9 protein-coding genes and 1 rRNA gene are annotated in these 11,307 nt (G+C 69.8%); 3 read left to right on the top strand and 7 right to left on the bottom strand.

Annotated elements, in window-relative coordinates:
* Both rrf and ACFYZJ_RS27180 read left to right on the top strand, forming a co-directional pair.
* A 5S ribosomal RNA gene (rrf, locus tag ACFYZJ_RS27185) occupies nt 1-84 on the top strand; the annotation flags it as partial.
* 95 nt (nt 85-179) lie between these two features.
* A complete protein-coding gene (locus tag ACFYZJ_RS27180; protein ID WP_388572108.1) occupies nt 180-752 on the top strand; it encodes a GNAT family N-acetyltransferase in 573 nt (190 codons plus the stop codon).
* 17 nt (nt 753-769) lie between these two features.
* Here the strand turns inward: ACFYZJ_RS27180 and ACFYZJ_RS27175 are convergent, their stop codons facing one another.
* From ACFYZJ_RS27175 to ACFYZJ_RS27145, 7 genes are all read right to left on the bottom strand, one after another.
* Nucleotides 770-2,404 (bottom strand): type IV secretory system conjugative DNA transfer family protein, encoded by a 1,635-nt coding sequence (locus tag ACFYZJ_RS27175; RefSeq protein WP_388572106.1) that lies wholly within the window; start codon nt 2,402-2,404, stop codon nt 770-772.
* Nucleotides 2,405-2,437: 33 nt separating this feature from the next.
* Nucleotides 2,438-3,862: an ATP-binding protein gene (locus ACFYZJ_RS27170; protein ID WP_388572104.1), complete on the bottom strand. Its 1,425-nt coding sequence runs from the start codon at nt 3,860-3,862 to the stop codon at nt 2,438-2,440.
* A gap of 6 nt (nt 3,863-3,868) precedes the next feature.
* Complete coding sequence (locus ACFYZJ_RS27165) at nt 3,869-5,428, bottom strand: SCO6880 family protein (protein ID WP_388572102.1); 1,560 nt, start codon at nt 5,426-5,428, stop codon at nt 3,869-3,871.
* Nucleotides 5,425-6,741, bottom strand: coding sequence for a hypothetical protein (locus tag ACFYZJ_RS27160; RefSeq protein ID WP_388572100.1), 1,317 nt, complete (start codon nt 6,739-6,741; stop codon nt 5,425-5,427). Before ACFYZJ_RS27160 ends, ACFYZJ_RS27165 begins: the two co-directional genes overlap by 4 nt.
* Complete coding sequence (locus ACFYZJ_RS27155; protein ID WP_388572098.1) at nt 6,731-7,567, bottom strand: hypothetical protein; 837 nt, start codon at nt 7,565-7,567, stop codon at nt 6,731-6,733. The genes ACFYZJ_RS27160 and ACFYZJ_RS27155 overlap by 11 nt, the downstream gene beginning before the upstream one ends.
* A 220-nt stretch (nt 7,568-7,787) precedes the next feature.
* Nucleotides 7,788-8,096 (bottom strand): hypothetical protein, encoded by a 309-nt coding sequence (locus tag ACFYZJ_RS27150; RefSeq protein WP_043441655.1) that lies wholly within the window; start codon nt 8,094-8,096, stop codon nt 7,788-7,790.
* 566 nt (nt 8,097-8,662) lie between these two features.
* Nucleotides 8,663-9,988, bottom strand: coding sequence for a peptidase S8 (locus ACFYZJ_RS27145; protein ID WP_388572096.1), 1,326 nt, complete (start codon nt 9,986-9,988; stop codon nt 8,663-8,665).
* Nucleotides 9,989-10,466: 478 nt separating this feature from the next.
* On the opposite strand from ACFYZJ_RS27145, the gene ACFYZJ_RS27140 reads away from it, so the two are divergent.
* Complete coding sequence (locus tag ACFYZJ_RS27140; RefSeq protein WP_388572094.1) at nt 10,467-11,222, top strand: trypsin-like serine peptidase; 756 nt, start codon at nt 10,467-10,469, stop codon at nt 11,220-11,222.
* Nucleotides 11,223-11,307: the final 85 nt, after the last annotated feature.

The following is an 11,307-nucleotide window of genomic DNA, read 5'->3' as shown; positions in this document are numbered from 1 at the left end:
TACATTCCGAACCCGGAAGCTAAGCCTTACAGCGCCGATGGTACTGCAGGGGGGACCCTGTGGGAGAGTAGGACACCGCCGAACAATTCTTCAGAAAAAGCCCCAACTCACCGGGTAAAGCCCGGGAGTTGGGGCTTTTTCGCGTTCGCTTTCTGCATCGGTGACGTACGGTTGCCTACATGAGTAGTTCCGAGATCCCTGAGACGTACGTCGTTCGTGCCATACGCGCCGAGGAATGGCGCGCCGTGAAGGCGCTGCGGCTGCTCGCGCTCCAGGATTCCGTGGCTCACCTCGCCTTCCTTGAGACGTATGACGAGGCCCTGGCCAAGCCGGACTCCTTCTGGCAGGAGCGTGCGGCCGGGAGTGCCGACGGGGCGGGCCACGGCGTGCGTCAGTTCGTCGCGGAGGGACCGGACGGCGAGTGGGCCGGTACCGTCACGGTGCTGCTGGAAGAGGCCGGCACCAAGGACTGGGCAGGGTTCCCGGTCGACCGGCGGCAGGGTCATGTCGTCGGTGTGTACGTGCGGCCCGAACACCGCGGCTGCGGCCTGACCGAGGTGTTGTTCGACGAGGCCCTGGAGTGGGCCTGGGGGCTGGGTGTGGAGCGGGTGCGGCTGATCGTGCACGAGGACAACGGTCGCGCCCAGGCGTTCTATCGGAAGGTGGGGTTCGCGCCCAGCGGGGTGACTGTGCCGTTGAGCGGGAGTGGCGGCGCCGAGCGGGAGTTGGAGTTCTTTCTCGAGCGGCCGTAGGCGGGGCCGGCCTGCGGCTAAACGGGCAGTTCGAACTGGGGCCAGCGGCTGCGGGCCTGTTCTCGGGAGCGGAGCAGGGCCAGGGTCGGCAAGCCCTGGGCCGGGCCCGTTGTCAGAAGGTCCGGCAGCTGGGGCAGGGGTGCCACCGCTGCCACGTCGTCCAGGATCAGGCTGAGTGGTGGGTCGAGGCGACCGGAGGATGACCGTTCGGCCATGCGGCGGCCGCGCTCGACCACGCTGGAGGCGAGGGCCGTCAGCAGCGGCATGGCGCCGGGCTGCTGGCGGGGGTCCTCGATGGATTCACCGACCACATAAAGTGTGCCCCCTTCGTTGACGAAGGAATCCAAGGCGAGGCTGTCATTTCGGTTGGGTGTGCATGCCTCGCGGATATTGACGGTGAAGAGGGAGGACAGAGCGCGCGCTGTCAGCTCCTGTGCCATGTCCCTGCGTTCGGGGTGCGAGGTGAGCGCGGCCTCCAGTTCGCCGGCTGCACCGGACGACGCCTTGGGGTTCGTCCGCAGGGCCCGTACCGCCTCCTGGACCTGCGTGCCCTGGGCCCAGCGGTGGATGTGCCGGATGGTGCGGCCCTCTATGGCGGCGGCGTGCAGATAGCTCCGCAGGAGCGTTTCCGCCACGTCGGCGACCGCCTGGTCGATACGGGCCGTGGGGCGTACGGGGGCGAGCAGTGCGGCCGCGCGGGCGGCTGCGGTCGCCTTGTCCCCACAGCCGGAGGACGGTGACCAGTGCAGCCGGGCCGGGGTGTCGCACAGGTGGGACGGGTCGTAGAGGAGAACGGGGCCCAGCTTGGCGCGGGCGTCCTTGGTCTCGGACCACAGGGCGGGGTCGGAGGTGATGACGAGCGTCGGACCCTCCGCGTCGCGCACGGCCTGGGCGGCGACGGGATGACGGACGTCGCGGCCGCCGAGGACGACGGAGGGCGCCTTCCCGGTTCCGGGGAGGGACGCGGCGGCGCCGGGAACCGCGAGTGCGGGGCCCGCGGGCAGAGCCTGTTCGACGCCGGCCGCGGAGGGGATCGGGGTGGTGGCGGTCGGCGTGGGCGGTCGCGTACCAAGGTGCTCGGGGCGGGGTGCGGCAGCCGGGGACGGGGCAGGGTAAGGGGCCGAGTCCGGGCCGGCGGCGGTGAGCGGACCAGCCGCCGCGCCGGGCGCCGCCCCGTACGGTCTCTCGGCCACGTCTCCGTATGCTCTTTCAGCCCCGTCCCCGTACGGTCTTCCGGCCCTGTCCCCGTACGGTCCCGCGCCCGTCGCCTCCGCCTTTCTCCGGGCGCGTACCGCCTTCCACCGTGCCACGGTGCCGATCGCGAACACCGTCAGCACGAACAGCACCATCAGTTCGCCGATGAACAGGCCCCAGAACAGCCCGTATCCGGAGAGCTGGCCCGGCGGTGTGTCCGGCCACGCGCCCGCGATGTCATGGGGTTCGGTGATCAGGTGGCGCATGGCCACCGGGGTGCTGCTGATCCGTACGCCGTGCGGCCACGCGCCGTGGGCGAACCAGCCCGCGAGGCCCGTGGCCGTCCACACCATCAGTGTCACGCCGAGCAGGAAGGCGAGTACGCCCACCAAAAGGCCGTCGGGGATTCCTCCGTGGCCGTCCGGCTGCCGCCCCTGCTGCTCCTTGCCTGGTCTCATCGGGACCCCATGAACCCCACGTTTCCCATGTCTCTACGCCACCGTGGTCTCGGACGAGCCGTCCAGATCGCTCAGCCGTTCTTCGACGAACGCCGCCGCGCGTTCCTCCGCCTCGCGTTCCGCGGCGCGCAGCACGTCGTCCGCCAGGCGGTCGCTCGACGACTCGGTCATGGCGCGGTCGGTGAAGACCAGCGGTCGTTCCATCTCCGTGACCAGGTGTTTGACGACCTGGACGTTGCCGTTGACGTCCCACACGGCGATACCGGGGGTGAGGGTCGGGATGATCTCCACGGCCCAGCGCGGCAGGCCCAGTACCCGGCCGGTCGCCCGTGCCTCGTCCGCCTTCTGGGCATAGATCGTCCTGGTCGACGCCATCTTCAGGATGGCCGCCGCCTCCTTGGCCGCCGCTCCGTCCACCACGTCGCTCAGGTGGTGGACCACGGCCACGAAGGACAGGCCGAGGCGTCGGCCGAACTTCAGCAGCCGTTGGAACAGCTGGGCCACGAACGGGCTGTTGATGATGTGCCAGGCCTCCTCGACCAGGAAGATGCGCTTCTTCCGGTCGGGGCGGATCCAGGTGTGCTCCAGCCACACACCGACGATCGCCATCAGGATCGGCATGGCGATGGAGTTGCGGTCGATGTGGGACAGGTCGAACACGATCAGCGGGGCGTCCAGGTCGATGCCGACCGTGGTGGGGCCGTCGAACATGCCGCGGAGGTCACCGTCGACCAGGCGGTCCAGGACGAGGGCCACGTCCAGGCCCCAGGCGCGTACGTCGTCCAGGGCGACGTTCATCGCCTCCGCCGACTCGGGCTCGGGGTGCCGTAGTTGCTCGACGATGTCGCTGAGCACCGGCTGGCGCTCGACGATCGTCTCGTTGACGTAGGCGTGGGCGACCTTCAGGGCGAAGCCGGACCGTTCGTCCAGGCCGTGGCCCATGGCGACCTCGATGATCGTGCGGAGCAGGGCGAGCTGCCCCGTCGTGGTGATCGCGGGGTCGAGCGGGTTGAGGCGGATGCCGTGGTCCAGGGCGGCCATCGGGTCGAGCCGGATGGGTGTTATCCCCAGCTCCTCGGCGATGAGGTTCCACTCGCCGACGCCGTCCTCGCCCTGCGCGTCCAGGACCACGACCTGCCGGTCGCGGAAGCGGAGCTGGCGCAGGACGTAGGTCTTCTCCAGCGCCGACTTGCCGTTGCCGGACTCGCCGAGGACGAGCCAGTGCGGCGCCGGGAGCTGCTGGCCGTACAGCTGGAAGGGGTCGTAGATGTATCCCTTCCCGGAGTAGACCTCGCGGCCGATGATGACGCCGGAGTCGCCGAGGCCAGGTGCGGCCGTCGGCAGGTAGACGGCCTGGGCCTGGCCCGTGGAGGTGCGGACGGGCAGCCGGGTCGTCTCGACCTTGCCGAAGAGGAAGGACGTGAAGGCGTCGGTCAGGACGGACAACGGATCCCGCATCAGGCCTTACCTCCGAATGCCGGTGGCGAAGGGGAGCGTGTTCACGAAGGCCCGGTGGTGCTCGCGGTCGCACCACTCCAGCTTCAGATACGACTTGCCTGCCGAGGCACGGATGGTCCGCTTGTCGCGGGCCAGGGCTTCCGGGGAACGGGCGGAGACGGTGATGTAGCCGACCAGGTTGACGCCGGCGGCGCCGCTCGCGAGGTCCTCGCCGCGCTGGTCGAGGCGGGAATGGGCGGCGATGTCACGGGGGTCGACGGTGCGGTTCATCTTGGCGGCGCGGCTCGCCTCCGCCTCGTCGTTCGTCTTCTCCGTCAGCATGCGCTCGATGGCGACCTCGGTGGGTTCGAGGTCCATGGTGACGGCGACGGTGCGGATGACGTCCGGGGTGTGGACGAGGAGGGGCGCGAGGAAGTTCACGCCGACCGGAGTCATCGGCCACTCCTTGACCCAGGCGGTGGCGTGGCACCAGGGGGCGCGGGTGGAGGACTCGCGGGTCTTGGCCTGGAGGTAGGTGGGCTCCGTGGCGTCGAGCTCCGCGGGCCAGGCGTTGCGCCTGGTCATCGCCTGGATGTGGTCGATGGGGTGGTCCGGGTCGTACATGGAGTGGATGAGGGAGGCGAGCCGGCCCTGCCCCAGCGGCTGCCGGACACGGATGTCGGCTTCCTGGAGGCGGGAGCAGATGTCCGTCAGCTCGCGTGCCATGACGACCGCGAGTCCGGCGTCCCGGTCGACCTTCCTGCCGTTCTGCGGGCGGGCGGCGCGGGCCATGGCCTGCGCCTCGGCGGCCAGTTCGCGGGTGTAGTGCATGCAGGCGACGAGGTAGGCGCGGTGCTGCTCGCTGCTGGTGGACACCATGGACAGCAACTGGTCGTAGGACTGCCGCAGCCAGGTCGGTGAGCGCTCGTCGCCGCGCTGGGCGACGTCCTTGGCGTGCGCGTCCGGGTCGGCGGGCAGGGTGCGGGCCAGCATCTGGAGGCGGGTGACGAAGCCGTCGCCGTTCGCGACGTGCTTCAGCAGGGTGCCGAAGCGGTCGACGAGGGCCTCCTGGTCCTCGCTGTCGCGCAGGCCGACGCCGGGGCCCTCGATCTCGATGGCGGCGGTGACCGTCCTGCGGTCGGCGTGCAGGAGGACGGCGATCTCGTCGGGTCCGAAGGGGGCGGCCAGCCAGGTGATGCGGCCGATGCCCGGGGGCGGCCCGACCTCGACCTCGCGCCCGTCGAGCCGGGTGCCTGCCTCCATGGCCGCGGACCGGTAGGTCGCGCCCTGGCGCAGGGTCCGCTTGTAACTGCGGTTGATCTCGAACCACTTGTAGAACGTGCGGCGCTTGTACGGCACGTACACGGCGGCCAGCGCGAGCAGCGGGAAACCCATCAGCAGCACGATGCGCAGGGACAGGACGGGGACGAGGAGCCCGCACATCATGCCGAGGAACGCGCCACCGATGATCAGCGCGATCTCGCCGGTCTCGCGGTTGCGACCGATGATCGCGTTCGGCCGGGCGCGGCCGATCAGATACGTACGGCGGGGCGTGACCGGATGGGACAGGTGGGACTCGGTCGTCAACGCCCTTCACCTCCTGTGCGGTTGGTACTGCTGTTGCGGGTGCTGCTCGCGTGCGGCGTCTGGGCCGGGCTGGTACGCGGTGGGGGCGCGGAGGGGACGGCTCCGCCGCCGCCCGGGGTACGGGTGCTGTGCGCGGCCACGCCACCGGAGGCGGGGTTGGCGGGGCGGGGCGGCTGGGTGGCGCCCGCGGCCGGGCCGCCGTTGCTGTCGGCGCGCGTGCTGTGGGTCTTGATGCCCTGGGCGACGAGGGTCGCAGGGGAGCTGATGACGGCCGCGGCCTTGCGCTCCGCGCCCTGCATGATGCGGTTGTTGCGGGAGTTGACGATCTCGTCGCCGAAGCCGGGGACGAAACGGTAGATCATGGCGCTCGAGAAGATGGCGAGCAGGATGATGGCGAGGCCGGAGACCACGGCGGCGAGGGAGTTGGGGCCGCCGTCGGTGGCGAGGGCGCCGGCGAGGCCGAGCACGATGACGATCACCGGCTTCACCAGGATGATCGCGATCATGATGCCCGCCCAGCGGCGGACGTGGCCCCAGAGGTTCTTGTCGACGAGGCCGGAGTAGACGACGACGCCGAGCAGGGCGCCGACGTAGAGGAGGACGGCCCGCAGGAACAGTTCCAGGTAGAGCACGCCGGCGGCGAGGATCGACACCAGCGAGACGATGATCAGCATGATCGGGCCGCCGCCGATGTCGGTGCCCTTGCTGAGCGCGCCGGAGAACGTGCCGAAGAACGTGGTCGTCTGGTCGCCGGTGGCCTTGGCCAGGACATCACTGACGGCGTCGGTCGCCGAGACCACGGTGTAGAGGATCAGCGGGGTGAAGGCGGAGGCCAGCACCGTGAGCCAGAGGAACCCGACGGCTTCGCTGACGGCGGTGCCGAGCGGAACGCCGCGCACGGCGCGCTTGGCCACGGCCAGCAGCCACAGCACGAGGGTGAGGATGGCGGAGGCCGCGAAGACGATGGCGTACTGCTGGAGGAACTTCTGGTTCGTGAAGTCGACGCTCGCGGTCTCCTTCACGGCCGCACTGAGCTTGTCGATGGTCCAGGAGGCGGCTTTGGCGCAGCCCTTTGCCAGGGAGGAGAGGGGGTCGAGGGGGTTGTTGTCGGGGACTAGGGATGAACCGCCGCCGGAGCCGCCGCTGTTCTCCTTCTCGCAGAGTTCCCTGGCGGAGCCGTGGATGAGGTCGCACGGGTTGTTACTGGGCGTGGGCGAGGGCGCGGCGAAGGCTCGTGTGGCGAGCATCAACGTCGCCGTCTGGGCTGCGGCGACTGTGGCCGTCAGCTTGAGTACGCGGTGGTCAGCGGGCATACGTGAACCCTCCGTACTCCTCTACGGCTTTGCCCATGTCGTTGGCGGTGGACGCCCGCTCATCCCCCGGGACGGGCGCGGGACCGTCCTTCTGGGAATCCGTCACGATCTTCCAGTCGCCGCCGTTCCACTCAAGCTGCAGAACGAGGGTGAACCAGCTGCTGGTGACCGGATTCGTGGAGTTCTGACCCGCGAGGCCGAGAAGGCCGCTGCACCAGACCTCGACGGTCGCCTTGTCGGTCGTGAACGCCGTGAGCTTCGTGCCGATCGGGTTCGTACGTGAGACGAACGTGTAGCCCTGAGGTGCGGTGCCGTCCTCGTTGAGCCCGATCTTCTTGTTGAAGTCGGCGGTGTACGCCTTGTCCAGCCTGGCCTGGAAGTCCGTCACCTTCGAGGGGGTGATGACAGCTTTGAGGATCGCGTCCCGTCCGGTCTTGGTGAACATGTCGGCCGAGCCGAGGGCCACGGCGTAGTTCGCCGCGGCGGACTGGGCCCCCTGTTGGTCATGCGCGAACCCCGAGGGAATCCCCCCGTTCTTCGACTGCACCGGCCGCACCCCCGAAGCCGCCGTAGGGGCCGAGTCCGTTCTGGTCCGGCCGCCGTCCGCCGACGACGAACTCCCGCCCCCGCGGTTCGCGAAGGCGATCGCTGCGATCAGGAGGACGACCACGCCGACCACCGTGACCAGGCTCCGGGACGAGGACCGGCCTCGCCGGGCACCTCCGTACACGTCGCCGCTCCGGCCGCCGGGCAGCCGGGTACGGGTCTGCCCAACTCCGCCGTACTCCGCGTCGCCCCCGCCGGAGGCACCGTCACCGAGACTCATGCCGCGCACGCCCCCTTCAGCTCTCGACCGCTTCGAACCACGTAGAAGTACGACGGTAGCCGTGCTGGTTGCCGCGCGGGCGCGGTGTGGTGACTCGACATCAGGGAAACGCAACCTCAGCCGGTGGGCGCGACGGACGAATGGGTCGGAGGGGCTACCGGGCGCGCCCGGCCGGGGACTGACGGTGCACCGGGTGGGGCCCGGCGGTCCGGGGCCGGGCCTAGACGGCCATGCCGTACACGATCGTGAACAGCGTGCCCAGCGAGCCGATGATGAAGACGCCGGTCAGACCCGCGATGATGAGGCCCTTGCCCTGCTCGGCGCTGAACGTGTCACGCAGGGCCGTGGCGCCGATGCGCTGTTTGGCCGCGCCCCAGATCGCGATCGCCAGACAGAGCAGGATGGCGACGGCCATCACCACCTCGACCATCACGCGAGCCTCGTTGCCCAGGCTGCCGAACGGTCCCCAGTCTGGGGCGATACCGCCGATGATCGTGTTGATGTCGCCTTTTGCGGCCGCGAGATGCATGTAAGTCACCGCCCCTGTTGGGTTGTTCCGTACCCCCTGCCACCGTCGCAGAGGTCAGGGCCATTCTCGCCGACAATGCCGCTGTCGTATGTCGACTTGGCGTCATTGATTGGCGGGTTTCGTACGTGTCCCTTGCATCCGGCCCGCGTGGGACCCCCGCGAGGGGCGTGGACCGGTGTGTGAAGGGGCGTGTGGTCACTCTGTGTATCACGGCGGGTCACGCCGGGCAATGAAGTCGCAGCGGAACCTGGTGTGTGGTTCCGTCGTTAACGTCTTCTGCGCCATGAGGACCTGGTTGGCCTCTTGGCGCGAGCCGACCGGCCGGCCCGTGGCATACGGGTGTCACCCGTACGAGCGGAAGGCTATCCCCGAACGGGGGGCGCGCACGCGTCGGGTGGCGGCACGTCAGATCGCACGGATGTGCGTCGAAGCACGGGACGTGCGGGGAGCACGCACGGCGACGGGCCGCGGCTGGTTGCCGCGGCCCGTCTGCCGGAGAGTGCCGTCGGTAAGTCCCCACTTACTTGCTGACGGCGTCCGTCATCTGCGGGGGAAGGGGAGCCGGATCAGCCGGTGAAGGCGCCGACCCCCTCCGGGGTGCCCCAGCCGGTCGGGCCGTCGTAGCCGGACCGGGCCGTGCAGAAGTAGCCGGTGGTGCAGGAGCCGTTGCTGCCACTGGTCACGTCGTTGAGGGCGGACGTGCCGGCCGCATGGTACGGAAACTGCGCCGGGTAGGAGTTGCTGGAGGGGGTGCCCGCGAGGGCGTACACGCCGGCGATGATGGGCGACGAGGCGCTGGTGCCGCCGTAGGTCACCCAGCCGGTGCCGTCGCCGTAGGTGTCGTAGACCGACACTCCGGTGGCGGGGTCCGCGACGGCCGAGACGTCGGCGATCATGCGCTTGGAGCAGCCGGAGTCGGTCTGCCAGGAGGGCTTCGCGTCGTACACGGAGCAGCCCGAGCCGGTGCCCTCGGTGCTGCTGGTGCTCCACACCTTCTCGGTCCAGCCGCGGCTGTTGGAGGCGGTGGAGAGCGCGGTGCCGCCGACGGCGGTGACGTACTTCGAGGCGGCCGGGTACTCGGCGCCGTACCCCTCGTCGCCCGCGCTCACGGTGATGGCGACGCCCGGGTGCTTGAAGTACGACGAGTCGTACGTCGAGTCGGAGGAGGACTCGGCGCCGCCGTAGCTGTTGGAGACGAACTTGGCGCCGAGCTTGACGGCCTCGTTGACGGCCGTGCCCAGGTCGGTCATCGAGGCGGAGTTGGCCTCGACGAGCAGGATGTTGCAGTTCGGGCAGACGGCGGAGGCCATGTCCAGGTCGAGGGAGATCTCACCGGCCCAGCCGCTGTCGGCGGAGGGGAGGGAGGTCGTGGAGCCGGTCTGGCCGACCTTGGTGAAGCAGCCGCTGTCGGAGGTGCAGTCCGGGAGGCCGTAGTAGGAGCGGTACTGGGCGAGGTCGGACTCGGCGTTCGGGTCGTCGTACGCGTCGACGATCGCGATGGTCTCGCCGGAGCCGTTGGCGGCGGCCGCGTCGGTCAGGCCGTAGGCCGACTGCAGGTCGCTGGGGCCGTAGCCGGTGGGGGTGTCGGAGGTGGCCTTCGGGGAGACGGCCTGGGGCGTGATGCCCTTCTCCTTGGCCTGCTGCCGCTGGAAGGCCGTGACGCCGCCGGTGACGCGCAGGGCGTTGCAGGCCATCTCGCCCTTCTTCTTGGGCTGGGCGCAGGAGCGGGTCCAGGTCACCTTGGACGAGGCGGACTTCGTCGAGGTGGCCGCGTCCGCGTGGGCCGCGGTGCCGAGGCCGGCGAACACGAGGGCGGCGGTGGCGACGGCGGCCGAGCCCATGCGGCGCCACCTGCCGGGCCGAGCCGGTCTGTTGGGGGGTGTCGTACGCAACGTGCGTTCTCCTGAGTGGGTTTGACAGGGAAGTGCGTGCGGGTGCGTCGCCGGTTGGGTGTCCCCGGCGACGAGGCGGCGGCCCGGGACGACCCTGACTTGTTGAGTACGCGACAAACAAGAGGCTGCTGGATTCCTGACTTCCGCATTGCCGAACCCAGGTGCCCGTCTTACCGGTCGATGGCCGGGGGATGGCGGGGGCGTGGCGCCGGCTTGACGTCTCCGACTCGTTGGAACCGGCCTACGGGAACTGGAGTGCGGGAACTGGAGTGTGGGAACTGGAGTGCATCGCACGTTTGTTCGGAAATCGTGTGTGCGGGGCAGGGGCGGTGCCCGTGGGTGAACGGCGGGATGCCTCCGGAGAGAGGGCGCCCGTTGCGCCGAATGCTCTCGCTGACCTGGGGAAACGAAACCTCATAGAAAGATTTCAGATTGGTCACAGAGTTTTTCTCACCTTTGTGGGCCACAGTAAGAGGTGATGAACGGCATCACACGCCCCCCTGGCAACCGGCGGCACGCGTTCTTGGGTGCTGTCGTACTGCTGGCTGTCACGTCCTCCTCCGTGGCGGCCGCCGCCGGCGGTCCCGGACCCCTGGGCGTGACCGTGTCGGCGCCGCCCACTCAGGCCGCCTCCCGCATCGGCGCGCTGTTCGGAGCGTCCGGCGGGCTGGAGGGCGGTCACTTCTGCACCGCCTCCGTCGTGCACAGCAAGCGCGGCAACCTGATCGTGACCGCGGCGCACTGCGTGGGCAGCGGCACGCTCTGGTTCGCCCCGGGCTACCGGGACGGCAAGGCGCCCTACGGCGTGTGGAAGGTGACCAAGGCCTACGTCGGTGACCGTTGGAGCGGTGGCCAGGACGAGGACAGCGACGTGGCGTTCGCCACCGTGGAGTCCATCGGTGGCGTCGAGGTCGAGAGGATCGTGGGCGGCAACAGGTTCGTCACCGGGCACGACACCGGCGCCACCGCCGTCACCGTCACCGGATACCCCGACTCCGCGGAATCCCCGATCACCTGCACCAACAGGCCGACCGTCCACAGCCGCACGCAGCAGCGCATCGACTGCCCGAGCTTCACCAGCGGCACGAGCGGCAGCCCCTGGGTGAACGGCTACGGCGAGGTCGTGGGTGTCCTCGGCGGACACGAACAGGGTGGTTCCACCCCGGACATCTCCTACAGCGTGGTCCTAGGGCGCGAGGCCGCGGATCTGTACCGGGCCGCCTCCGGCGGGTAGGACCGGTGCCGCCTGCGGTGGGTAGGGGTCTGTGCCCCGTCCGGTGGGTAGGGTCTGCGCCGCCTCCGGTGGGTAGGGCGGTGCC

Origin of the sequence: Streptomyces sp. NPDC001848 (assembly GCF_042891915.1) — a bacterium.
Classification (GTDB): Bacteria; Actinomycetota; Actinomycetes; order Streptomycetales; family Streptomycetaceae; genus Streptomyces.
Note: the sequence above shows the minus strand (reverse complement) of the source record. Positions and strands in the feature narration are given on the sequence as shown.

Excerpts from the sequence above, each read along its gene's own strand:
- ACFYZJ_RS27180 (WP_388572108.1), top strand. The coding sequence starts at position 180 with ATGAGTAGTTCCGAGATCCCTGAGACGTACGTCGTTCGTGCCATACGC.
- ACFYZJ_RS27175 (WP_388572106.1), bottom strand. The coding sequence starts at position 2,404 with ATGAGACCAGGCAAGGAGCAGCAGGGGCGGCAGCCGGACGGCCACGGA.
- ACFYZJ_RS27170 (WP_388572104.1), bottom strand. The coding sequence starts at position 3,862 with ATGCGGGATCCGTTGTCCGTCCTGACCGACGCCTTCACGTCCTTCCTC.
- ACFYZJ_RS27160 (WP_388572100.1), bottom strand. The coding sequence starts at position 6,741 with ATGCCCGCTGACCACCGCGTACTCAAGCTGACGGCCACAGTCGCCGCA.
- ACFYZJ_RS27155 (WP_388572098.1), bottom strand. The coding sequence starts at position 7,567 with ATGAGTCTCGGTGACGGTGCCTCCGGCGGGGGCGACGCGGAGTACGGC.
- ACFYZJ_RS27150 (WP_043441655.1), bottom strand. The coding sequence starts at position 8,096 with ATGCATCTCGCGGCCGCAAAAGGCGACATCAACACGATCATCGGCGGT.
- ACFYZJ_RS27140 (WP_388572094.1), top strand. The coding sequence starts at position 10,467 with ATGAACGGCATCACACGCCCCCCTGGCAACCGGCGGCACGCGTTCTTG.